Raw genomic sequence first — 24,329 nt, 5'->3', positions numbered from 1 at the left:
AGCCTACAGCATAATTCCAGCGGCCTAACCCGGTGCCTTCTCCGGCAACAAACATTTATCGGAATCACAGCCTGCAGGTCCCGCCTCAATTAGCTCGCCCGCATCATAGCGCTCCAGAGCGGCATGGAAGTTTTCGGTCGTACGGCGGGCCAATATTTCGCGGCAAAGTTCCTCATATCGAGCCTTATCAATGGGTTCAAAGGGTAAACGAGGGAATGTTTGCAGATCGTCAAAGCGGGCCAACAGTGCCGAAGAAATATAACCCTCGTCGTTTTGGATGGCTCGATGAATGCGCTCGGCCAGGGGCTCAATTTCATTTTCACGAAACTCGATGGTCGCTGACGTATTGTGAGCGGTGTAGTGGCGCTGAACCTGCATATAGAAATCAAACTGGGCCAGGGCCGAGAACTGTTCAATAGCAATCTGGTCAGCTCCAGGTAGATTGGCCCAGGGAACTTCCACGGGCATTTCCACTAGCCACTCAGTACAGCGAGGGTCAAACGGATCGTTAAGCAAATTACCATTTTCGTCTTTGTCGGACTGGGACGGTACCACGGAGTAACCGTAGTCGATACAAGCCAAAGCGACTGGATCATCCTTACGGAAGGTGATCCGGCGGATAAAGCGCTGGGACTTGGGGGGGTGCCAGCCAGAGGACGCACCGCTCAGCAGACTTTTGGTACCAGCAGGCTGCACAGTAGTACAGCGGTTAGGGCGTTTAATGCCGTGGCGATCGCAATAGTCCCAAACCGTCTCATGGACAATCGCTTGCCAACGGCTTAAATATTCCTGTTCCTTAGCCTTAAATGCCATACCTGGCATGGTGTCTGGGCGACCGGCCTCCCACCACTTGAGCCAGTCTACGCCAAAGGCACGCACAAAAAAGTCAAACAGGCCGGTAAAGGAGACGCCAACGATGGGGTCTTCTAGCCGTGACTGTTGATAGCGAGGTTCAATAAACTGATGGTTGAGTAGGGTAGCAACGGCGATCGCACCAGCTCGAAACGCATCTTCCTGTTCCTGCAGATTCTCTGGCTCAATTTGATTGAGATGAATTTCCGCCAGGTTACAGTGAAAGTTTTGACCCAGAATTTCACCGCAAGGGTTAAGACCATAGCGGCCTTCACCCTGAGCCCGGCGCTCGGCCTCACCAGCCCATTGGATCGCCCCCTCACCAGAGTAAAACTGTTTACGCACCGCGTTAGTCATGTCCTCTAACGAAGGCTTAGCATGAAAAACCCGTGTGTGGTTAGCCATCCGCAGCGCATCCCGCTCAGGGTCAATCCGCCAGTTACCTTCATCATCCTGCTGCCACAGATTATCCTTAGCCATGGTCGCCAACTCATCCTGGCTATCAAACTGACGCATCCCCGCCGACCGACGAATATTACCAGCAACCACACAGGCAGCCGCTTCATCAATCAGCAAACAACACTCCACAGAATTCAGCTGCCGACCGAGCGCCTTGTTGAGAATAGTGGCACAGCGATTATATAACCCAGGTAGCTTCACCGGATTGGCCATACCGCCAAATCCCTTGAGTTTTTCACCTGCAGGTCGCACGTCACTCAGGTCGACGACCACCTCAACATCTCCCGTAAAACCTTCTCTGCTAGAAAGCTCCAAAATTGTCTGGTACGACATCACCCAACCATTGCGGCTGTCGCCCACGCGAATCTCTACCCGATTGCCATCAATAACGACATCCGTTTCCTCACGGCGCTGGCTAGCCGGAGTCATACCCACGTCACCGGCCATGGTGACGCTTAATTGGTTGCGAATCACCGGCAGCTGATTGATGTACTTAGGTTCCAGCACGGCCCCCGTGCCACACCCCATCATGGCCAGATCCATCATCAGACCAAAGGCTCGCCAGTCGACTACGTTGGTGCTGGTACAGTTATAAGCCCCAGAAAAATTTTTCTGCTGCTTACTCCAATCAGTGCCACCGACCCAAAGCCACCGGCCCGACGGCAGCGCTTTTAGCTCTCGCTGCATACGCTGAACCAGGGCTTTCTCATCGGCGGTGAGCTTGCCCAGTTCTACCAGACCACCTAGGGTGCGATCGCAAACATCGTACCAAGATTCCCGTTGGCCATCATCCAAACGGCGACTGTAGGTCCGATAAAACACCGGATAAGCTGCTGGCGCAGTTTCCGGAAAAGGCGTTTTTGTGCGTAGTCGTTCTAACTCTTGAACCATTCGTCTGGATTTCCTTACGAATTTAGGGGTGTAAGTGGGGCCATGAGCAAGAGGGCGATACACACCAGCGATACACAAAACAACATATCTAGCGCTGATAACGTCCTCAACACTCGATAACACTCTAAATGTGCTCCGGCGCATGGACATAAAGCCTAGCACCCATACCCAAAAAAATCTAGCGTCTTGCAGTCAGAACAAACGCTAGATATAGTGATTGCCTAGCAATTTATTATTTACGAGAACTAAATGCTGTCAAAATCAGTCAATCTCCACCAATGAGCTAACTAACACCTGGCAGCGGGGACTGAGGGGGACATCCCGTTGCTAAACAAGTATGATTGGAGATAGGGCAGCAATTTTGTAATGTCAGAACTGCCAGCTGCGCAATTTTGGCTAGAAACTTTAATTTTTATAGAACTTGACGTTAAGGTCGTGATCTGAGTGCAATCCGCAAAGTGATCAAGTTGCTAAAATTAGTAAAAATGCACCGATAACGAACAAAGCCAGCCAATCGTATAGAGTTTAAACCTGTGGTAGTAAACAGTTCAACGGGTACTGACCATTTATAGTATTGGCATGTTTTTGGCCCATGACAATGATTCCCTGTCTTACGATTGGTTAACTCTTTTTGAGGGGTTTGCCGAAGTTAGTTCAACTTCCCTGTATCAATGCTGTGAATCTATCCACTGCCCATGAGCCATTCAGTAGTGTTGTCCTCTCCCTCTATAGAGACAGTGCAGCGGCCATGTGATTTCACAATTGCTATTTGTACCTACGACGGTGCCCAACGTATTCCGGCTGTCCTCGACCGATTACGGCAGCAATTTGGCACTCAAAAGCTACGCTGGGAAGTCTTTGTCATCGATAACAATAGCAGTGATGCCACAGCAGATGTAGTCAAGCAATATCAGCAAGACTGGCCATCTGAAGTGCCCCTGCGATACTTCTTTGAAAAGCGTCAGGGAGCCGCCTATGCTCGGCAGTTAGCAATGAAGAAAGCCAGTAGCGAACTGGTTGGCTTTTTGGATGATGATAATTTACCTGCCGATGACTGGGTGGCAGCCGCGTATAAGTTTGGCCGAGACCATCCCTATGTTGGAGCCTATGGCAGTCAAATTCACGGTCAGTTTGAAGGCAGCTTACCTGAAGATTTTCATCGTATCCAATCATTTTTTGCCCTGACCCAGCGTGGCGAAGAAGCCCACGTTTATCAGCCTCGCCTGCGGGTATTGCCACCATCAGCAGGACTGGTAGTACGTCGCCAGGCCTGGCTTAATAACGTACCTGAGCAATTAATTTTAACTGGACGTCATGATGAGCAAATGCTTACTGGCGAAGACCTAGAAGCCATTGCCCATATCCGCAGAGGCAACTGGGAAATTTGGCATAATCCGGCGATGAAGGTTTGTCATCATATTCCTGCTCGCCGTCTACAGCGCAGCTATTTGCTAGCCTTTTTCCGTGGCATTGGTTTAAGTCGCCACGTAACTCGCATGGTCAACATACCGATGTGGCAGCGGCCCTTTATGTTTTGGCTCTATGTGGCTAGTGATTTACGTAAGGCACTGCATCATTTGCTGACCTATCGGACCCTACTCAAAACCGATGTAGTTTCTGCTTGTGAACTAGAGTTTTATCTCTGTAGCTTAATTAGTCCGCTGTATATCTGGCGCTTACTGTTGCTCAGGTTGCTAAAAAATCAGCCCTGAGACATTAATTGCACCAATAATTTTGGGAATATAGAAGCTTGGGGGTTCCCGATTGAAGTTTAGACACTGTAGGCTCTTTGCACTTGATGCCTGTAATTAATGTTAGCCCGGCGCTGATCCTGCCAGTTCGTAATCGCAAAGCCTATACATCGGCAATTTTGCATCAGCTGAGAGCACAAATTTCTCAGTACTCAGGTGAGCATACCATCCACATTGTTGTGGTTGATGATGGCTCCAGCGATGGGACTCCTGAATACATTGCTCAATTTTTTCCTGAGGTTCATTTATTACATGGGGATGGCAATTTATGGTGGACAGGTGCGATCGCAACCGGCATGGACTACATTCACCAGCAGCTCAAAACAAATTACATAGTTTGGCTAAACGACGACATCACACTAGCAGACGATTTTATATACCAACTTATACAGCTGTGCCAAAGTAATCTGCAGCAAAAGATCATCACAGGCGGCATTGTTTGCGATCAAACCCATTCCGACTGGATTGTTTTTGGCGGTGTCATTGCCAGTCAGCCAATTAATAACCTACAGCAATTTAAAGATTGTTCGGCACTAAAGGTAGATACCCTCAATGGCAACATTGCAGTACTCCCCACTCAATTGATTACAGACATTGGCTTACCCAATGCCAAGCGATTTTGTCATTATGGGGGGGATTATGAATATATTTGCCGAGCTAGAGAAGTGGGTTATGAGGTGCAGTTATACAGCCAATTAAAAGCAAGTACTGATTGGCAATCCAGTGATGTTATTCGTTATATGCCACTCTGGATTCAGTGGTACATCAGCCGAACCCTTGGCGATAAACTCACTGTTCTCCAAAGCCTGACCAACCGTAAATCTCCCCATAATGTTGAACACATGGTCAACAGCATTCACCGGCAATCTCACCAGGTACCCCGCTGGACCTATACCCTGTTTCACGCCAAAAAACTGATCAAACTAATTGGCAGCGAATTAATTCCGACATCGATGCGGCGTAAACACATCGAGGCATACTTTCAAAAACACAATGTGCCTCACGACGTGGTGCAGTCGGTCTTAAAGTAGCTAAAGCCATGAAAGTACTGCACCTCAGCACCTCAGATATCAACGGTGGAGCCGCACGGGGCACCTATTGGATGCACACAGCCCTAAAGCGAGCTGGCATTGATTCCCATATGCTTGTAGCCGAAAAATACACAAGCGATGACACCGTTATTGGCCCCAACGGTATTACTGGAGGACAGAAAATACTTAACGGTATCCGTCAGACCGTTGAGTATTGGCCCCTAAAACGCTATCCCCATAAATCACCCGGTCTTTTTTCCCCGGCTATTTATCCTAATCCTGTTATTAAACAGATTGAGCAAATTAAGCCGGACATCATTAATTTGCACTGGGTAGGGCTTGGGCTACTGCGACCAGAACAACTAAAAACATTTACCCAACCGATTGTCTGGACTCTACGAGATATGTGGAGCTTTACCGGCGGATGTTGCTACACCGCGGGTTGCACCCGCTATCAACAGCAGTGTGGTCGCTGCCCGATGCTAGGCTCCAAGCAGGAAAATGATCTATCCAGAAAAGTCTGGCAACGCAAACATCGCGCCTGGCAAGGGCTCAACCTCACCTTAGCGCCCATCAGCCAGTGGTTAGCTGATTGTGCCAGCAAAAGCTCTTTACTACATCATTACCCAGCGCGAGTTATTCCTAATGCTGTAGACACTGATATTTTTCGCCCTATTGATCAGAAGGCTGCCCGCGACATCCTGCAGCTACCCCAGCACGACAAACTAATTCTTTTTGGCGCGTTGAGTGCCACAACTGATAAACGTAAGGGGTTTAATCATCTAGTCGCTGCCATCAAACAACTCAAAACAACTGATTCTTTGCCCTTACGGGCTGTCATTTTTGGTACTGAGAAAACAGCTGTATCAATGCCACTCAATATTCCCTACACAGTCTTAGGACGATTAAACGATGACATTACTTTGGCTTTAGCCTATTCTGCTGCAGATGTAATGGTCGTGCCTTCTATCCAAGAAGCCTTTGGCAAGACTGCTATAGAAGCCATGGCCTGTGGCACACCCGTTGTTTGCTTTGATGCCACAGGCTTACGGGATATTGTTGAACATCAGAAAAATGGTTATCGGGCCGAATGTTTTAGTGCTGCAGATTTAGCTAAAGGTATTTTTTGGAGCCTCGAAGATACTGCCCGCCTAAAACGATTAGGCCAACAAGCTCGACAGGATACAATCAGCAATTTTTCGTTTGAAGTTCAGTCAGCGGCCTATGCAGAACTCTATCAAGCATTACTTAGGTGAGCTAAAAGATAAAATCTTAAACGGACACTAATCGAGAAAGTAAGACAGGCATTTATATATTATTTTTTATTCTCCCCTACCTATGCTCGTCCAACATCCTAACCATCAGCCTGTGACATCCTCTGTTTTTATTGTTGGTTGCGCTCGCTCAGGTACAACCCTTTTACAAAGCCTTCTAGCCAGTCATCCTGAAATCGCTTCATTCCCAGAATCTAAATTTTTTGTAGATCTTGTTTGGATGCCAGAAGAACGGTCACGGCGCTATGCTCTAGGTCTAGTATCCAAACAGTTACGAACTACCCTAGAGTCATTTTTAGATGAAGTGGGGCATCCAGAACTCAAACGTAAGCTGCCACGTTTACCGCTTATTAAGGCTTATGTTCAAAGCTTTAAGGCAATTCTTGATGAGCTCACTCAACTGCAAGGGAAGTCGATCTGGTTAGAGAAAACTCCTGAGCATTTATGGCGGCTAAAGTATGTTGAAAACTATTTGCCAGAAGCAAAGGTGATTCATATCGTGAGAAACGGTATGGATGTTATCGCTTCTATCTATGATCTAGCCCAACGTCATCCCAACCATTGGGGGCGTGTGTATAAAACCTTAGATAGTTGTATTAAGCGCTGGACTGATGACATTGCCATTACCCATCAATACTTAAGTAAACCTAACCACACCCTAATTTATTACGAGCAACTGGTTGAAAAGCCTGCAGATGAAATCGAGCGCTTGTGCCAGTTTATTGGTGTCCCCTTTGATATCTCTATGTTGGAAAATTACCGCAACACATCAAGCCAACTCATCCGTTCGCGTGAAACTTGGAAGGCATTAACCCAGCAGAATATACAAAATGCAAATTCTCAAAAATTTCTATCAGTATTCACCATCGAACAGCAGAATTATGTTCGACATCTTGTAGAGGAAGTTAATTTGCCAGTTCTGGAAACTGGAATTGTTGCTAAAAGCTAGTAGTTAAGATAACGGCAAAGAATATGCCCAGTTTTCTTCAAAAGCTAAATGGTGCTGCTTTGCGCAGAATAGATAGCGTCTTGCAACCAATGATTTGGCAAGCACGTCGGGCAACTTCATGGCACCGCACTTTGCCAAGTTTTATAATTGTTGGTGCCCAAAAGTCTGGGACTACAAGCCTATATGACTACTTAACTGAGCACCCACAGTTATGGCCTGCGTACATTAAAGAAGTACATTTCTTTGATGGCGGATTATCACCCAAGAGTAATAATTTTCAAAAAGGAGAAGGATGGTATCGGGCAAATTTCCCTCTGAAATCACATATTAAAACAGGTGAGCAGACCTTTGAAGCCTCTCCTCTTTACATGTTTAATCCTTTAGTAGCTCAACGGATATTTAATCTCATACCTCAGGCTAAAATTATCGCGATTTTACGCAATCCTACAGAGCGAGCTATTTCACATTATTTTCACGAAAGACGCTACGGACGCGAAACGCTAGATATTGCTGAGGCGATAGCGACTGAAGAAAAACGACTAGCGCCTATGTGGGCTAACCAAGACTATAAAAATGAAATATTTATCCACCTATCTTATAAAAGTCGTGGTCACTATGCAGAGCAGTTAAAGAGATTTTTAGATTATTTTCCTAGAGAAAATTTACTAGTCTTAAATGCTGAAAACTTATTCCAAGACCCAGCATCTGTTTTGCAAAAGGTTTGTCAGTTTATTGACATTGATTCAGAGTATCAATTTAAAAATTTAAGACCCCGTAACATTGCGTCAAACCGGATAAGCGTGGCATCGTCAGTTTATAAAGCTTTAGACTACTATTTTGAGCCTCATAATCACGAACTCTATAAGTTACTTGGAGAAAGCTTTAACTGGTAAATCTGTTCTCTTATACAAATAGCAAAAAATAGAAAATTTTAATTTTCTGCCGCTAAATTCCCAAAATATTCTAGTTCGCCAGATCTGTATGTAGAAGAGTTGTTTGCCATCCTGTTTACTAACACCTACTACACTTTGTACATCAGCTTAAGAATGATAGGTGAGGTAAACCGAACTGGATCATCGGAAATCTACAATTGGGTTTTGATCTGTAATGTAGGTCAATGTAGGCTGCGGGCTGGTTGATGTGCGTTTGTCTTAGTGCATAAAGCCAATACCGTTGATAAGTCTTAGTGAGTCAGAGTAAATCTAAGTCATGGCAGTTGTTCAAGAAAAGGGAAATATCAGTATCCATACTGAAAATATTTTTCCCATCATCAAAAAATGGCTCTATTCCGACCATGAAATCTTTCTGCGGGAGCTAATTTCAAATGCGGTAGACGCTATCAGCAAGCTGAACATGGTGTCCCGAAGCTCTGATTTCACGGGTGAGGTCGGCGAGCCAGAGATTACCGTCACCCTTGATAAAGATGCCAAAACCCTCAGTGTTAATGATAACGGGATTGGCATGACAGCTGATGAGGTGAAGCAGTACATCAACCAAGTAGCTTTTTCGAGTGCCGAAGAATTCGTAACCAAGTACAAAGATAACGCTGACCAGCAAATCATTGGCCACTTTGGTCTGGGCTTTTACTCGTCGTTTATGGTGTCCGATCGCGTAGAGATCGACACCCTGTCTTATCAAGAGGGCGCAAGTGCTGTCCACTGGAGCTGCGACGGTACTACTTCCTTTGAGCTTAGTGACTCAGAACGGACGGAACGAGGCACTACCATCACTCTGCATTTGATGGAAGAAGAGGCTGAGTATCTGGAGCAGTCTCGCATTCAGCAGCTGATTAAGACCTACTGTGACTTTATGCCAGTTCCCATCAAGTTAGATGGGGAAGTCGCCAATAAGCAAAATGCCCTTTGGAAGCAATCTCCCAGTGGTCTCAGTGATGACGACTATTTGGAACTGTATCGTTATCTATACCCCTTCCAGGAAGATCCGCTGCTTTGGGTTCATCTCAATACTGACTATCCATTTGTAGTCAATGGGATTCTTTACTTTCCAAAATTAAAACCCGATGTAGATGTCACTAAGGGGCAGATCAAGCTCTTCTGCAACCAGGTTTTTGTCAGTGATAACTGTGAAGAAATTATTCCTCAGTTTTTGCTACCCCTACGTGGTGTCGTAGATAGCAGCGATATTCCACTCAACGTATCTCGCAGCTTCCTACAAAATGACCGAACCGTACGCCGCATCGCTGACTACATTGCAAAGAAGGTAGGGGATCGCCTTAAGGAGCTTTACCGCACTGATCAGGCCAAGTACATTGAATGCTGGCAAGACTTGGGCACATTCGTTAAGTTTGGGTCCTTAAATAACGATAAGTTCAAACAGCAAATCGCTGACTTTGTGATTTTCCGCACTACAGCAGAACTGGCAACTAGCGATCAGCCTAAGGTGGAAGTTCAAACGGCAGAGGATGATGCCTGGCAATCTGCCGATGGGGAAAATTCAGCAGCGGTGGATGCGGATGGTAATGCTTACACCACCCTCAAGGAATACCTGGAGCGCAATAAGGAAAAGCACGAAAATCGGGTTTTCTATGCCACCGATGACGTATCCCAGGCTACCTATATTGACCTACACAAACGTCAGGGGTTGGAAGTTCTCTATCTAGACTCGTTTATCGACACCCACTTTGTTCCATTTTTGGAACGGGAGTATTCCGATGTAAAGTTCTCCCGAGTGGACTCTGACCTGGATGACACCCTTATCGATGATTCGGCAGGGGGGGATATCGTTGACCCGAACACTAATAAAACTAAGGCGGAAAGGGTAAAGGAGCTATTTGAGCACGCTCTGAGTAAGCCTAAGTTGACGATTCGTACTGATGCCTTGAAATCTGATGATGCCCAGGGCTCACCCCCTGCCATTGTTCTGCTACCTGAACAAACACGCCGTATGCAGGAGATGATGGCGATGATGCAGCAGCAGACGGCACAGTTTCCTGAGGAACATACACTGTTAGTCAATACGGCACATCCACTGATTCAAAATCTTTTGGATATGAGCCAGGGAACTATCGTTCAAGCTGATGGTGGTGAGTCTCCGTCAGCAACAATGGCCAATATGATTTGCCAGCATGTGTACGATCTTGCTCTGATGGCACAAAAAGGCTTTGACGCGGATGGTATGAAGTCCTTTGTAGAGCGCTCGAATAGTTTGCTTACAGGATTGACCAAGTCATAAGCAGTTTCTCCTAGAACCTAGCTTTCTTGTGACCCAGTCAAGTCCTCAAGTTAGGATTTGCTGGGTCACAGCTTATAACCCTTGAGATCAAGCTTCTTTGCTGTTCAGGGGTTGTTTTATGGAAGACAACTGTGTAAAGATTAAGAGCTGTACTAGAAGGACCTTGCCATGAGCCGAAGATGCGATCTGACCAATAAGAAGGCTAATAATGCTTTTGCTGTTTCCCACTCTCACCGACGTACTAAGCGTTTACAGCATGCTAATCTTCAGGATAAGCGAGTTTGGTGGCCCACTGGTAAGCGCTGGGTAAAGCTGCGTTTATCGACTAAAGCTATTAAAACCTTAGAAAAGAAAGGGATTGAAGCTATGGCTCGTGAAGCAGGTATTGATTTAAGCAAGTATTAGGGCATCGCTGAATGGAGCTTCAATCATTGAGTTAGCCAATAAGTATTTAGGGCGTCATGGCTTAGTGCTAACTGATTGGCTCCGGTAAATCCATTTTTTTGGTGTATCCACGGATAAAACCTCTGACCAGATGGCTCAGAGGTTTTGATGTATGAACTAACGGTCAAACATCTGAAGTCTTGATAACGAGCGCAACCGAGACTATCAGCAGCATACGCTAGTGTTCTATTTTGAAGACTGACTGATCGCTTTGCTACAAGGAATGGGTAAGTTCTTTGTTGAATAGTAGAGCAATTGTCCTGATTACTATTTTGGTAATTGAGGGTTTACGCTAGGCAAGACTACTATGGGGCATATAAGTGCCGCTCAACTTTTTGATGTTCCCTTGAAGAATATATATGCTTGGCCTTAGTGGGTCATGGATGTATAAACACAGTGGTATTAACTCCACCAACGCTACCGCTCGTTTTTAGAAGTCAGCAATGTCTACCCCAAAACGCTCTAGAGTTTCTAATCGTCGTGGCTCACTGAGTAAGCTCGGGCAGTTACCTAAGCAATTTATGGCTTGGTTGCTACGCCTGATTTTTGTTAGTGCTCGCTTCAGTCGCACTAATCAGGCCGGGTTTGTATTACCGACAACGGTTTTGTTAATTTTGGTGCTAACACTGACCGTTGGTGGTCTTAGTTTTCGCTCCTTTAGTCGGCTGAATCAAACTATTGCCTATCGTGAGCAGCAGCGAATAGATAACTTTGCTGCCCCAGCTGTTGATAGAGCTAAATCTAAAATCGAGTATTTGTTCACTCGAGATCGAGATATTGTTGACAAAAGACCACCATCAAGTACCGATCTGATCAATGCATTGCTGGCTGAGTCTGGTACTTGGGGAGCTGACAATCATGCTGAGCTTGATCCATATACTTTGCCAGACGAAACGCAGCTAGATATTAATGATGATGGTGAACCTGATCCTGCGTGGAGTTTTGTAGTTGATAACAGTACTATTGCTTACTCCATTTTGACCTCGCACGAAGCTAGAGACCCTGATACTGAAGAACTACTTACAGATGCAGATGGTAATGATTTAACGCTAACCTCTAACCAGACTCGGGAAAAAGCAAACAGCCTGGTCACACGTAACGGTCCTATTAATACTCAACAGTCTGTTGAGGGCTGTCCTGTAAGTACCCTGGCTGGCGACGGTTGGCAGGATGCTGGCAATACTTTACAGAAGAATTTTCAAATTGATGTCTTAAACATCTCAAATCCTAATAGCCCTAATCGAACTGTTAGTTCGGCAGAATACCAGCAGGTGCGCAGTACTCCGAAGGGCAATAAGTATGGTGCATGGTTTCGCTACGATCTAGAAATATTTCCCGGTGCGGACTTCCGCTGGAATGGGGCGATGCATTCGGAGTCAAACATTATTACAAATCAGGGATTGGAAGCCTATTTGGTCAGTGCTCCAGCATCTTGCGTATTTAGCACAGACGCCTCTGAAATTACACTTAGCCTGAGTGCTTATGACACTGATGGCGATGGGACAGATGACGAATTTTTCCAGGGGCATTTAATTTCAGGTGCTTCAAGAGATGACACTTTTGGGGGAGATACAGACTTTCACGAGGAAAATAATGCGAATCCGCTCAATCCCGGCATTGATGAGCTGGAAGACGATACTGATTCGGTTGATGAGGGTGGCGGAACTGACTTAACGGATGTCGCTGTCGATCCGGTTTTGATCCTTACAGAAGACAGAACCGTTAACCTGGATCCTGATACTTGGGATCCTGAGGCTGGCAAAGATGCCATAGCGGATATTGTGAATGATCGGCTCCTAACCAATAGTGCTCGGGTGAGAGTATTTCCCGATGCAGCTCGTCCGTTTGTTGATGATGGCTTTCGGGCTGATAATCGCTATGGACCCAAGCCTCGTTATGATGCTCGAAACAGCCTGACTCAGGCCGATAGCGACGAGCCAAATGTTTCAAACGTGATTGGTGATGTCATTGACGATAATCCACTTTTGGCAACTGATAATCCGGATGAACAACAATATGGCTTAGATGGCTATTGGGAACGACGCTCGATTGCTCAGGGACTCAGAGTTGTTGTGGGACAACGGCTTGAACTAGGCAATAGGTTTGGCTGGGAGGTTGATGATCCGCTGTATCCACCTGCAGAAGTTCAGAACATAACTGATGATGATGGGGATGTTATGAAAGGACCTGCCGAGGCAAAGCAGCAAACGTCATTGCGGGATAATCTGGCGGCCGTCCAGGGAATGGTTGTCTATCACTACACTCAGGACAGTGGACAACTGCCTTATATTTGTATGGCCTCAACTGTACATCCAGGTACTGAGCAGACCCTTACAAACAGCCGAACTTTTGGGACTTATCCCCAGACGTTAGAAAAACGCATCGACTTCTTAACCGGCAATGGTACTGATGGTTGGGAGTTTGATTTTCAGAGTCAGTATGCAAATTCTGATGCATTTGGAGATGCTGTTAGACCCAATGAGCCTTTGGGAAGAGCACTGCGTAATTTAGCGCATTTTGCAGGTGATCCGCAGGGTGGTGCACCATCTTTTTCACCGGTTCAAGGAATCAGAGACGATGCTGTGGGCGGGACGTTAGAAGCTGATGATGACTTCGTTCATCCCTACCCTTATCTTTCTATGTGGGGAGACTTTTCGATATTACGTAGGATTCTGTTCGAGCATAATTACGATGATGGTAGTGAAGACGATTTAGTTGATACGCGTGCAAGATACAATGCGCTGAGTCCTGCTGACAAATCGGCTCTGCATTCTGCTGCTTGCACACTGGGGATGTTGGCGACTAATTTGGAAACCCTGGAAGCCTCTTATAACGCTATCGTTGCAAACACTCCTATTGCTGTGGGACTTGCTAGTGATTTGATTGGTATAACGGGTTCACCTGTTCAAGCATCGGAGTGGGTAGAAGACCTAGAAGCTGACGGCTCATCATATGTGGAAGAAGCCAAAGTTATAGCTTTGTATCGTCAAGTTTTCAGAGATAGACAGCATGGCTTTGAGTCACCAACTGCTTCTCCAACCTGTCTAGCTAATGAATTTACGCTGATTAACTCAGCGCTAGCAGGTCCTAATGCAGATGCGCTGGCCAATGCTTTTTGTTCAGCAAATCAGCTACCAGCTTATCCATCTCTGTATTATTTGTTCCCAACTCTTGATCACAATCAAGATGGTTCATCAGTTGCTATTGCTCCTGGTGGTGCCCTTATCAATGGACCCGCCACTCAAACAGATGAATACGTTACTGAGGGGCTAGCTGCTGATAATTACATTTTTGATACAACCCCAGGCAATGTAAGAGTAAACAGTGCAGTCGCCTATGCGGTCATTGATCCAACCGATGTTGATACGAATGATTTAAGTGATGTTGCACTTGATCCTGAACCTTCGGTTGCTGCCTTTAAGCAGCCAGCCAGCGGTATCGTAGCTGCTGAACCAGATTCTCGGGACGAATTGCAAAGGAACACTATTGTTGACGGTGGCAATACTTATGAGCTGGCCTTTTTAGATAAGGCCATGATGGATGGGCGTGAGCTTGTAAGTATTCGTGTGCTTGATTTAGATATCGATAAGCTCACGGATATTACGGCTGATCCTCGTTCATCCTTCACTGACGGAACTACCCAGGTCGCCTGGATTCCAGAGGTCGATGGTATTTTCTATGCGGCTAGAGAAGATGCTGTACGGGAAGATAGTATTGTGCGTCCTCGCCAGGCTGAGTGGGCCGACTGTAGAGATTTTGCCAACCTGTTGGATCTTGGAGAAAATTGTCCAATGAAAGTCGACAACCCGACTGATGCAAGTCAGAAGGGTACTTATGACCCGCCGTTGGCTGATAACTTGATTAGTCCAAAACCTGTTGATATGTATGCCGATCCAGATCGGCGACCCCACGGTTTCCGATTAATTAACGGCTCCATAATTCATCGCTCGGATGATGATAAAGCGGCTGGTGTCACCTTCGTAACTGATAATCCTGCCTATATTTATGGTAATTTCAATTTGCACCAGACTCCTGGTGGAGACATCCTTGAGGAGTTCGAAGAACAGTTAGGTGTGGACTTTGCTACCGGAGCAGGCGATCCCTTTAATGATTTTTATGGTCGTGAGAATTTAGATGTTCGATTTGCTCGAGGTGGTGAAGACTTATGGCGTCCTTCTGAAGTATTTGCAGACGCTGTCACTATTTTGTCTAGCGAATACCGTGATGGATGGATTGAGGATGCCTATCTCTTTAGAACTGACGGCAGTAGGCCCACTGCACCGGACGGAATACTGTCTTCTTACTTAAATTCGGATCGTCCTGACATTGGTGCTACCTTGGCAGCTGATACCTGGCAGCGTGAAGATTTTGATGATGCCACTGACGTTGGTACTGTTGAGCTTCCCATTAGGTTTGACCGCAATGGAATTCCTTATCGGGAGCGTGCAGGAACGTATCAGGTCTATCCTGGTGTTGCTACATTTGGTGGAGACCACATTGAGTTTAATGAACGGGATGAGCGCCAGGAGAATCTAATTCCAGCTGCTGATAATACTCGAGTGAATGCTCTGCTAGTTTCGGGCATTGTGCCTCTGCGCTCAGGACAGAATTATGGAGGCTTGCACAATTTTCCACGCCTACTAGAATATTGGCCTGATAAAAATCTGTTTATTGCTGGGGGCTTTTTCCAGCTGAACTTTAGCACCCAGGCAACTGCTCCATTTGACCAGGATGCTTGGGAGCCAGGTACAAACCCTGACAGCATGGCTGTGTACAACGGCTTCTATGGTGCAGCAACCCGTATTTGGGGATACGATGTTGCCTTCCAGTACACCAGCGTTGCTCCTATTGCTCGTCGTTTCATCTCATTCGGTAGGCCACGAAGTGAGTTTTATCGAGAGCTGCCGTTAAATGATGCATACATCTCTAACCTTTGTACAGCGAGGAATGAGGCTGAAGAGCTTGTGTTGGGTGATGATGTAGGTTGCCAATAGGGAGTAGTCGAAAAATGTTTCTGAAAAGTAGGCAACTAAAATTGCCAAGGTTTACAAAAACTGGGCTAGTGTCATCTGTTCAGTCATATGAAAGTGGTCTGACTTTGCTTGAGGGTGTGGTTGCGATCGCAGTCATTGGTATCTCAGTTGCAGTTATGACCCCAATGGTTGTGTTAGCTGTAGGGACTAGAATTCAGAGTCAACGAGCAGAGCAAGCTTTTCAAATAGCCCAAGCAGAAGTAGACCGCATCAAACTAATTGTTGAACGTGGCGGCGATTACACCCTGAACATTGCGCCAACGCCAGCTGCCGTTCTGAGTCAAGAAGATTTTGATGATTTTCCGGTACCCGCACCAGACTCTATTGCCGATGACTATCCAACAGACGTTACCTCTGCACGTGGTATTGATGTCGATAATGATGGCGATGACGATTACGCTGTTCAAATCTTCAAAACTGAAGGTATCACAGTTGATACAAGACCAGTTGCATTTGATCTGGGAGTGAGAGTTTATAGAGCTGACGTAGTGAATGGTGATCCTTTAGAGGTAGAGCAGGCTCGGTTAACCATAACTAGTGGCGAAGGCCAATCAGCTAATCGCCCTCTCGCTAACATTTACACCAGCATTGTCAAAAGCGATACTGAGCAGTCACTCTGTGACTATTACGACTTCATCAACGATATTCGAGGAACTACTGTTCCTGCTCCTTCAGACTGTTAACTGCATTACCTTTTGAAAACATCCATGGCTGATTATCGTTCTAAAACTTGGCTGTATCGATGGTTATTACAGAAGCAACAGCGTCGAACGACCGGCTTTACCCTGACTGAAGTTCTAATTTCAATAGCAATTGCTGGCGTCATTATTTCTGGCCTGTTATTTCTAGTTGTTGAACTACTACAGATAGATCGCCGAGAAATTGCCTTGGAGCGAGTCCAGCGAGATATGCAACGAGCTTTGGACTACATTGCTGATGATCTCGAAGAAGCAGTCTACGTCTACGATAACGATAGTCTACTTGAGATTGTTGACAATATTGCTTTACTGAGTGATGAGATGGGACCTGGTGGTCCAGGTTCTGGTGAAGCAGTTCCATTGCTAGCTTTCTGGCGTACAGTACCTTTAGATGATGATGACTTGCTAGATGATTGCTCAGCTGCTCCAGATGAGGAAGCTTGTCTAGTAGCTAGAACTCGTCGAGCAAGTTATTCACTCGTTGTCTACTACCAACAGCATAGAGACGATGGTGATGCGACATCCCCGTGGGAAGGTCAAAGTGTTCTCAGACGCTACGAACTTCCCCAATACGCCGACCTGAGCACATTTGCTGAAACAGCAGGGTATGAGGATCCAATTACTGAAACAAACACTAACTTTGAAAATTGGGAGCCTAGCGAAGCCCCCGCTGCTGTTGGGGGTAATAGTGCAGTACTGGTTGACTTTGTCGAAGAAACCAGCATAGATGCAGATGGTGCTATCGATTGTCCAGCCTTGATCTTTGACCTTAACAGCCCTTTGACCGGAGAAGTAGATGCTACGGCTGAGCAATACAACTATGTGCTTAGTCCTGCAGACGCGACTAATAGAGCCGGTTTTTTTGCCTGTATCAGGCAGCCTGACCTAGCAGACGGAAGTTTTAGAGCCAACCAAGACGTTTATCTTTTTCTCAGGGGTAATGCTGAATCTGCAAATCGCTTCCTGCAACCAGCAGGGGTAGGCAGTCGATTTCCTGTATTGCAAACTCAAGTGCAACTCGGTGGTGTCATCAATCGGGATAGTGACTAGTTACAAGGAAACTAATAATGAAGCGGTTTAGATTGCATAATTCTGTTACTCGAACGGATGGGTTTACCTTAATTGAGCTATTTGTTGTCATCATTATGGTAGGCATTTTAGCTGCTATTGCTGCTCCTGGTTGGCTAGGTTATATCAGTCGCCAACGTGTGAGTCGAGCCCGTAGTGATTTAGTCCAAATTATTCAAAGCGCGCAAACCGAAGCACAACAAAGAAATTCCACAAGAGTGATCAGATTTTCCGAGGCTGCTGATGTACCCGGTCCACCTACTGTTCAGGTCAACCCGGAAGAAGGTTTAACTGATGGTAGAGAACAGTCTGTTGGTGGAGAACAAAACGATGCCATACAGCTGACCGCAAGTGCCCAGGAATTTGTATTCAACTATAAGGGTGAGGCGGAAGAAGCCCCTTATATGGTGTCTGTAACATCTGAGTTCAGTAACACTCCTAGATGCGTGATTGTATCGACTTTATTAGGAGGAATTGTCCAAGCAGAAGGTGATGATTGCGATGTCACTCTTTATGAATGAGCAAGCTTCTTAACTGAAGATAAGAAGTCTCCTAAATCTAACAGTTGTGTTATTGAATCAATGAATTCGAGAGCTGTAACTTACTTAATGGGCTCTCTCTATTCGAACAAGATACTTGTGGGTTGATATAAAGTTAAAAGTTCTAGGCGGGATTATTATATCGAACAGGCGTAGGGTAGCTCGTTAAAGGCGTTCCTCAAGTAATGCTTCTGGGAATTTTAGAAGCACAATTTGATTTTGACTTGAGTGAAGCAATGGGCACCGCTAGAAGAGTTGTTAAGCCTAACAAATGTTTGGGATTTACTTTGATAGAGACATTAGTGGTAGTAAGCATTATCGGTATTACTAGTGGCTTAGCCGCTCCAGCCTGGAATGTTTTTTTGGAAAAATGGCGGGTCTCAGAGGCGCAGAGCAATGTTTACTCAGCTATTCGCCAAACTCAGATTTCTGCTTTAAAGAATCGGACCACTTGGCAGTTTAGTATTCGCAAGACTCTTTCTGGTGAGATAGAGTGGGCCATCCATCCTGAGGCAGGATTTCCAATAAATTGGGAGTCTTTAGGTAGTGACACCTTAGATATCGATTTAGCAGATACAACCTTAGATAAGCGTAATGATGTGTACTATGTGCGCTTTAACTTTAAAGGCAGACTAGCTTCGCGCACGCGCACACTCACACTAACCAGCAGTAAAGTTCAATCGCTCAAACGCTGTGTAGTGATGTCAACAATGTTAGGAGTTATAAGACTTTCACAGGAGCAAAATCAACCTAACCGTAGAGGACGGTATTGTTATTAAGGTGTATTAATTGTTTGGGGTAGCTACCAAGGAGTCAACAATTGAGCTTTGATAGCATCATCTTTGACCTGGGTGGGGTGATTGTTAATTTGGACTATGGTTTAACTATTCAAGCGTTGAGTAAGTTGGCCGGGTATGACATCACTCAGCAATATAGTCAGCAGCGCCAGGCGGATATTTTTTCTAAGTTTGAGGTGGGTAGTATTACAGCGGCTGAGTTTCGCCAGGGACTAATGCGGCTGTTGCAGTTTGAGGCGGATGATGAAGCTATCAATCAGGCTTGGAGTGCTTTGATTCTCGACTTTCCACCGGAGCGGGTGGAGTTGGTTCGGCAACTTGGTCGGCAAAAGCGAATTTTTTTGCTTTCAAACATTAATGAACTACATTTGGCAACCAGCGATCGCAAGTTCACCGAAGCCATGGGTCACGACATTGGCACCTTGGCCGATCAGTTTGAACGGGCCTATTATTCACATTTGGTGAGCGATCGTAAGCCCAACCTCAGTATCTTTCAGCGAGTGATTGAAGAAAACAATTTAGACCCGGCGAGAACAATTTTCTTAGACGACACAGCCCACAATTTAGTAGGTGCTCAGCAGTTAGGCTTACAAACAATCCACATTACCCAGAAAAACCCGATCGAAAGCCTGAATTTGCTGAGTTTATAGTGTTTTCAGAGAATATGACGACAGGGAAAAGGATAGAATAATGATCTGTTCCCCTGACACGATAATCTCCCATGGTAGGAATCACTGATTTTGCCCTATTTGCTCTATTAGGCATTGGTGCTGGGACCCTTGCCGGTATGTTGGGCATTGGCGGTGGCATGGTCATAGTGCCAGGGTTGTTCTATCTGTTTTCACTCATGGACCTGCCAAGCTATAGCCTGATGCATCTCGCCGCAGGCAGTGCCATGTGCATTATGATTTTCACCTCAGCATCGTCTACGTTCTCTCACCACATGCGAGGCGATGTTCATTGGGATATTTTTAGTCGCATCATTGCAGCCATTGGGATTGGTGTGCTGATTGGCAACCTACTTTCTAATCACTTAGATACCAATTGGTTAGAAATTATCTTTGGGGTATTTCTGTTAGTAGTATCGATCAAGATTTTATTGAACTGGAAACCTCAGTTTGAAGAGACTACCCAGCCACCCTTGGGGTTAGTGGCCATCGTTGGTACCTTAATTGGTTTCAAGTCCGGAATCCTCGGCATTGGTGGCGGTGCAATCAGCGTACCGTTCTTGTTGTATTGCGGCCTCCCCATGAGTAAAGCCAGTGGTACTTCGGCATCGTTTACTTTGCCAATTGCCATTGTGGGCACCCTGTCGTTTCTACTGTTTTCCCAGGGATATACCGATATCGCCTGGGCAACTGGATATATTTACTGGCCTGCCGTGGCTTTGGTAGCCCCATTTACGGTGCTAGGGGCACCGATTGGCACCAAGCTATCTCACGTTATTTCGCCCAACCAACTACGGCGAATCTTTGGCCTGTTGCTTGTAGTGATTGGGTTACGGATGTTTAGCGGCGGTCTGCAGTTTTTAGCCTAAGCAGGTTAACTGATCCTAGCTCAGCTGGATGCTGGCTCCAGAAAATTAAGCAGAGGGCTCTTCCTGCTTAAGAAACCATTCTTTTGCCCAGATTAAGGCGTCATCAGCACTGATAAGCTGACCCTGGGCTTGGGCATTTTCAATAGCGCTGAGCAATTGTCCAATTTGGGGACCAGACTTTAGGTTTAATAACCGCATCAGGTCTTTGCCACTGACAAGAGGCACTGGATGGGCAATGGGGTCATCATGGGTTTGATAGCGTTCCACCAGATCGACCACCGATGATGTCGGCATGTCCATGGCAAGCGCCACCAAAGACACGGCTGGAAAGCTGTTGCCAGCGGTCTTAAATAAAAAGAATTGATCCGATCGTGATAAATCGCCCCCTTGTTCAGCCATGCGCTCCAGATAGGGCTGGGTCTGCAGCACTCTAAAAATAGCCTGCCCTTCGCTACGGCTGTATTTGAGTCGCGTCAGCCAGCGATTGGCGGCTTCTTCATCGGGTGGCAGCAAGCAAGATAGTCGGGCTGCTTTGATCCAGCTGCGATAGTGTCCAGCTGGGACTGCATCTTTCCAGCTGTAGAGCAAATTGCGATATCCCGGTATCTGAGGCAGATTGGCCAGGGCTTTATCGAGGGCGGCCAGCTGCTTTGCATGGGCATCGGTAAGGTGAGGTAACCAGGTGGTTAATAGACCATCCTGCCAGGCCATCTGAAAACAGGCGGCACCATTGGTCTGACTTAAGAGAGCATCTAACTCGTGGCGAATACGCTCTGCTGCAATTGTTTTGAGCAGAGGAGCCAGTTCACGAATGGTACGACGGGTATTGCTGTCGATGGTAAAGCCTAGCTGGGCTGCCTGGCGATAGGCTCGCAAAAGCCGCAGCGGATCTTCAGCTAAGTTTTCCCGGCTGACCATGCGCAACGTTTGCTGCCGCAGGTCGGCAATACCGTTGAGTGGATCAATGAGCCGATCGCTTTGGGGATGGTAGGCAATGGCGTTGATGGTAAAGTCGCGTCGTTGTAAGTCGGTTTCTAGGGTGGGGCCAACTTGCTGGGCAAAGTCGATGGTTGCTTGGTCAAAGACGGCGCGGGCGATTTGATTATCGGCATCAAGCACCACAAAGCCGACTCGATAGCGTCTGGCAATGGCACTTGCGATCGCAACCGCTCCATCGGGCAACACAAAATCTAAATCCAAATAATCGGCCTGGCGCTCCAACAAAGCATCCCGCACACTACCCCCTACCACGCAGGCTGTTTCTGGCAGCAAGCGACTGTCAAAGGGCCAGGTTTTAGGAATTAGGGCAGACGCCATAGACGACACAAACTTCAACGATGCAGCTCCAAACGTAGTGCGGCTTACAATTCTCCTATATTGCGTCGCCCGTAAGCACGTATTTTGCCACCTGATTTTCAGGTATTTGCTAGGTTTTCTCTCAAACTAAGGCAGCAACCGCACAATTTGAAACAAATTTTCCTGCCCATATTTTAGCTGCGCTAAAGTAGTGGCAAAGTGCATGCTCCTAACCGGGATAGCAGCTATTTCCTTACTTTGCGCATTGTCCTTTTGCTGTCAGTTTATCTGATATTTCTGCTATCTCAAGTTCTACCGACGCTCTGGTCGTAAACACAGGTCTACTTTTTTCTTCCTTTATATATGTGTATTTGCATCAACTGCCGTTACGTTGACCGCTGCATCACATACCATGCAGTTGAAACCAATCATCGGCAACCCCACCTTACAGATACCCCGGATTTTGACCCGCAAAATCCGACTATCAATGCCAACATTACTCCTCCAGTGGTGAGTGTCGAGGGCGATCGCATCGTGCAATCTGGCGATTTTGGCTTTGAATACGATGTGGTTGGCTGCGACAGCTTTCAGCAAGATATGGGTAAGTGGGCCAGGCTACGTCCCGGTGAAGCCATACCGACGTAACTTGGTTGAAGTGCATAGAAAACCAAAAACCAATAGATGGATGGACCAGAGCCACCGTCGTCAGCTGTGAGTCGTGAGTTTGATCAAGCCCAAGACCAATACAAGATGGTCAAGCAGCTTGGGCAAGGACAGGGTGGCCAAACGATCCTGGCTCGTACCGTTGCGTCCCATGCTAGCCACAAGTTTGTTGTCATTAAGCACCTGTATGATCCCCAAGAGTCGCTGGATGCTCTGATCCAGAGGCTACAAACCGTTGGCGAACATCCTCAACTACCGACGTTAATAGATGGTTGGCAAACAGCGGCTGGTCAGTTTTTAGCATTTGAATTTATTGCAGCCCCTCCAATTGCCCAGGTTGATCCTCCCCCCTGGCCACCAGAGCAGGTACAGGCCCTGCTGCTGTCCCTCCTGCCCGTTCTGGAACACATCCACAGCTTTCGTCTTATCCATGGGGATATTCGTCCGACTAATATTCGCCAGGCTAGTTGTCAACCGCCCATTCTCATTGACCTGCGCATTACCCAACGGCTGGGCAGACGGCAGCAATTTTTGACTGCCACGGGAGGAGATGCGGCTTATGCGGCTCCAGAACAAGCCCTGGGTGAGTTGGTCTATGCCAGCGATCTTTATAGCTTAGGTCTGGTGGCTATTCACTTACTGACTGGGCTGACTCCGTTTGACCTTTATTCAGTGGCTGATAATCGCTGGATATGGCCTGACTTAGTGACTGAGCCATTGCCCCAGCACCTCGGTATTGTTTTGCATGGACTCCTAGAACGCTCCCTGGCCAGACGCTATATCAGTGCCGCTCAAGCACTGGCCGCGCTTAAAAAAACATCGGTCGCATCGCTACTGGGTAAAGCCCGTTCTTTTTTACGCTCCCAGACCTCTTTACCACCATTGCCCGCTCAAACCGAGGTGGGTGCGCTGCCAGCTCAGCGACTGGAGAAATCTGTAACACAGCTGCAGTGGCAACTTTGCTACCAGTTCACCACTCAAGGCATCACGACTGCCCTGGCTCTCCAAGGGAGGACTTTGGCATTGGGCACTAGTTCGGGCGCTGTCTTTGTGTGTGACCTGGCCACCGATCAGGAAATTTATACCCTCAGTGGTAGCTCCCATCGCGATCGCATCGCTGCCCTGGCTTTTCATCCATACTCTCCAATCCTCTTCAGTGCCAGCAGCGATGGCACCGTCAAACTGTGGGATCTGACCATTGGTCAACTAAAGCACACCCTACGCCAGCCAGGTTGGCAACCGACAGATTTAGCTATTGCTCTGCCTGATTTGGTGGTGAGCGATGGGACAGGCCATATTACTGTTTGGGATCTAGAGCAGCTAACGTTACGCCACACGTTTAGCCAGCATCAGGATTGGGTGAGCGCGATCGCAACCCATGGGGACTCTCTAGCCAGTATTAGTCGCGATCGTACTCTGCGTTTCTGGTCGTTGTCAGCCCAGGGGTTGCTTGACACGGTACCGATTAGCAGCGGTCAGGCTCTGGCCCTGCATCCCAACGGTCGTCATATCATTGTTGGCAGTGAACAAGGGCAGGTGGAGGTCTGGCATGTGGACAATCTGGCTAAGCCAGACCAGCTGTGTAGTATGACTGACAGCATTACAGCCCTGGCGCTCAGCCCCGATGCCCGCCTGCTGGCAGTGGGGACCGATGGCAATGTGCTCCGAGTTTATCAAGGGGCTAGTGGTCAGTGTGTATCTGAACTGACCCAGGGTTGGGGTGTAGTTGCGATCGCTTTTGATGGGCAGATGCTGATCAGTAGCAGTCAGGATGAAACCGTCACGATTTGGCAACAGCAAGACGACTCCGTGACATGATCAGAGGCGACCTTTACTTATTCTCTGCGATTCCATC

General features: G+C 46.9%; 18 protein-coding genes. 16 read left to right on the top strand and 2 right to left on the bottom strand.

The genetic code is table 11. The features are described 5' to 3' along the window. Positions 1 to 24: 24 nt before the first annotated feature. Positions 25 to 2,202: a ribonucleoside-triphosphate reductase, adenosylcobalamin-dependent gene (nrdJ, locus tag N836_RS69875; protein ID WP_023076586.1), complete on the bottom strand. Its 2,178-nt coding sequence runs from the start codon at positions 2,200 to 2,202 to the stop codon at positions 25 to 27. 695 nt (positions 2,203 to 2,897) lie between these two features. Between nrdJ and hpsE the strand changes: the two genes are divergently transcribed. The 14 genes from hpsE to N836_RS69810 all read left to right on the top strand — a co-directional run bounded on the left by hpsE (position 2,898) and on the right by N836_RS69810 (position 20,515). Next, positions 2,898 to 3,914 carry a hormogonium polysaccharide biosynthesis glycosyltransferase HpsE gene (gene hpsE / locus N836_RS69870; RefSeq protein ID WP_031294507.1) on the top strand — a complete coding sequence of 339 codons (1,017 nt, stop codon included), beginning with the start codon at positions 2,898 to 2,900 and terminating at the stop codon, positions 3,912 to 3,914. Between the two features lie 86 nt (positions 3,915 to 4,000). Then, a complete protein-coding gene (locus tag N836_RS0139725; protein WP_023076584.1) occupies positions 4,001 to 4,984 on the top strand; it encodes a glycosyltransferase family 2 protein in 984 nt (327 codons plus the stop codon). An 8-nt stretch (positions 4,985 to 4,992) separates the two neighbouring features. Continuing rightward, positions 4,993 to 6,240, top strand: coding sequence for a glycosyltransferase family 4 protein (locus tag N836_RS69865; protein ID WP_023076583.1), 1,248 nt, complete (start codon positions 4,993 to 4,995; stop codon positions 6,238 to 6,240). 82 nt (positions 6,241 to 6,322) lie between these two features. Beyond that, complete coding sequence (locus N836_RS69860; RefSeq protein WP_023076582.1) at positions 6,323 to 7,207, top strand: sulfotransferase family protein; 885 nt, start codon at positions 6,323 to 6,325, stop codon at positions 7,205 to 7,207. 23 nt (positions 7,208 to 7,230) lie between these two features. Continuing rightward, positions 7,231 to 8,100, top strand: a complete 870-nt coding sequence (locus N836_RS69855) for a sulfotransferase family protein (RefSeq protein WP_023076581.1) — start codon at positions 7,231 to 7,233, stop codon at positions 8,098 to 8,100. 316 nt (positions 8,101 to 8,416) lie between these two features. Then, positions 8,417 to 10,399, top strand: coding sequence for a molecular chaperone HtpG (gene htpG, locus N836_RS69850; RefSeq protein WP_023076580.1), 1,983 nt, complete (start codon positions 8,417 to 8,419; stop codon positions 10,397 to 10,399). A 168-nt stretch (positions 10,400 to 10,567) separates the two neighbouring features. Beyond that, positions 10,568 to 10,804: a 50S ribosomal protein L28 gene (rpmB, locus tag N836_RS69845; RefSeq protein WP_023076579.1), complete on the top strand. Its 237-nt coding sequence runs from the start codon at positions 10,568 to 10,570 to the stop codon at positions 10,802 to 10,804. 482 nt (positions 10,805 to 11,286) lie between these two features. Beyond that, complete coding sequence (gene hpsA / locus N836_RS69840) at positions 11,287 to 15,837, top strand: hormogonium polysaccharide biosynthesis protein HpsA (RefSeq protein ID WP_023076578.1); 4,551 nt, start codon at positions 11,287 to 11,289, stop codon at positions 15,835 to 15,837. A 68-nt stretch (positions 15,838 to 15,905) separates the two neighbouring features. Next, positions 15,906 to 16,559, top strand: a complete 654-nt coding sequence (locus N836_RS69835) for a type II secretion system GspH family protein (protein ID WP_235071186.1) — start codon at positions 15,906 to 15,908, stop codon at positions 16,557 to 16,559. Positions 16,560 to 16,583: 24 nt separating this feature from the next. Beyond that, the gene (locus N836_RS69830) at positions 16,584 to 17,624 is read left to right on the top strand and encodes a PulJ/GspJ family protein (RefSeq protein ID WP_023076576.1); all 1,041 of its coding nucleotides are present in this window, start codon (positions 16,584 to 16,586) and stop codon (positions 17,622 to 17,624) included. Between the two features lie 17 nt (positions 17,625 to 17,641). After that, a complete protein-coding gene (locus tag N836_RS74005; RefSeq protein WP_023076575.1) occupies positions 17,642 to 18,163 on the top strand; it encodes a pilus assembly FimT family protein in 522 nt (173 codons plus the stop codon). A 203-nt stretch (positions 18,164 to 18,366) separates the two neighbouring features. Then, on the top strand, positions 18,367 to 18,960 hold the full coding sequence (locus tag N836_RS69820) for a pilus assembly FimT family protein (RefSeq protein ID WP_023076574.1): 594 nt from the start codon (positions 18,367 to 18,369) through the stop codon (positions 18,958 to 18,960). Between the two features lie 41 nt (positions 18,961 to 19,001). After that, positions 19,002 to 19,628 (top strand): HAD family hydrolase, encoded by a 627-nt coding sequence (locus N836_RS69815; protein ID WP_023076573.1) that lies wholly within the window; start codon positions 19,002 to 19,004, stop codon positions 19,626 to 19,628. Between the two features lie 71 nt (positions 19,629 to 19,699). Then, complete coding sequence (locus N836_RS69810; protein ID WP_023076572.1) at positions 19,700 to 20,515, top strand: sulfite exporter TauE/SafE family protein; 816 nt, start codon at positions 19,700 to 19,702, stop codon at positions 20,513 to 20,515. A gap of 45 nt (positions 20,516 to 20,560) precedes the next feature. Here N836_RS69810 and N836_RS69805 read toward each other — a convergent pair whose 3' ends face one another. Next, positions 20,561 to 21,832 (bottom strand): CCA tRNA nucleotidyltransferase, encoded by a 1,272-nt coding sequence (locus N836_RS69805; protein WP_023076571.1) that lies wholly within the window; start codon positions 21,830 to 21,832, stop codon positions 20,561 to 20,563. Between the two features lie 342 nt (positions 21,833 to 22,174). Between N836_RS69805 and N836_RS69800 the strand changes: the two genes are divergently transcribed. Next, positions 22,175 to 22,456 carry a Ycf34 family protein gene (locus N836_RS69800; protein WP_023076570.1) on the top strand — a complete coding sequence of 94 codons (282 nt, stop codon included), beginning with the start codon at positions 22,175 to 22,177 and terminating at the stop codon, positions 22,454 to 22,456. A gap of 36 nt (positions 22,457 to 22,492) precedes the next feature. After that, on the top strand, positions 22,493 to 24,292 hold the full coding sequence (locus tag N836_RS69795) for a WD40 repeat domain-containing serine/threonine-protein kinase (protein WP_023076569.1): 1,800 nt from the start codon (positions 22,493 to 22,495) through the stop codon (positions 24,290 to 24,292). Positions 24,293 to 24,329: the final 37 nt, after the last annotated feature.

The organism is Leptolyngbya sp. Heron Island J, assembly GCF_000482245.1.
In the GTDB taxonomy this organism is placed as follows: Bacteria; Cyanobacteriota; Cyanobacteriia; order Phormidesmidales; family Phormidesmidaceae; genus Leptothoe.
This window is presented reverse-complemented; position numbering and strand designations above follow the sequence as displayed.

Coding starts and splice junctions, on each gene's coding strand:
- nrdJ (WP_023076586.1), bottom strand. CDS start 2,202: ATGGTTCAAGAGTTAGAACGACTACGCACAAAAACGCCTTTTCCGGAA.
- hpsE (WP_031294507.1), top strand. CDS start 2,898: ATGAGCCATTCAGTAGTGTTGTCCTCTCCCTCTATAGAGACAGTGCAG.
- N836_RS0139725 (WP_023076584.1), top strand. CDS start 4,001: ATGCCTGTAATTAATGTTAGCCCGGCGCTGATCCTGCCAGTTCGTAAT.
- N836_RS69865 (WP_023076583.1), top strand. CDS start 4,993: ATGAAAGTACTGCACCTCAGCACCTCAGATATCAACGGTGGAGCCGCA.
- N836_RS69860 (WP_023076582.1), top strand. CDS start 6,323: ATGCTCGTCCAACATCCTAACCATCAGCCTGTGACATCCTCTGTTTTT.
- N836_RS69855 (WP_023076581.1), top strand. CDS start 7,231: ATGCCCAGTTTTCTTCAAAAGCTAAATGGTGCTGCTTTGCGCAGAATA.
- htpG (WP_023076580.1), top strand. CDS start 8,417: ATGGCAGTTGTTCAAGAAAAGGGAAATATCAGTATCCATACTGAAAAT.
- rpmB (WP_023076579.1), top strand. CDS start 10,568: ATGAGCCGAAGATGCGATCTGACCAATAAGAAGGCTAATAATGCTTTT.
- hpsA (WP_023076578.1), top strand. CDS start 11,287: ATGTCTACCCCAAAACGCTCTAGAGTTTCTAATCGTCGTGGCTCACTG.
- N836_RS69830 (WP_023076576.1), top strand. CDS start 16,584: ATGGCTGATTATCGTTCTAAAACTTGGCTGTATCGATGGTTATTACAG.
- N836_RS74005 (WP_023076575.1), top strand. CDS start 17,642: ATGAAGCGGTTTAGATTGCATAATTCTGTTACTCGAACGGATGGGTTT.
- N836_RS69820 (WP_023076574.1), top strand. CDS start 18,367: ATGCTTCTGGGAATTTTAGAAGCACAATTTGATTTTGACTTGAGTGAA.
- N836_RS69810 (WP_023076572.1), top strand. CDS start 19,700: ATGGTAGGAATCACTGATTTTGCCCTATTTGCTCTATTAGGCATTGGT.
- N836_RS69805 (WP_023076571.1), bottom strand. CDS start 21,832: ATGGCGTCTGCCCTAATTCCTAAAACCTGGCCCTTTGACAGTCGCTTG.
- N836_RS69800 (WP_023076570.1), top strand. CDS start 22,175: ATGTGTATTTGCATCAACTGCCGTTACGTTGACCGCTGCATCACATAC.
- N836_RS69795 (WP_023076569.1), top strand. CDS start 22,493: ATGGATGGACCAGAGCCACCGTCGTCAGCTGTGAGTCGTGAGTTTGAT.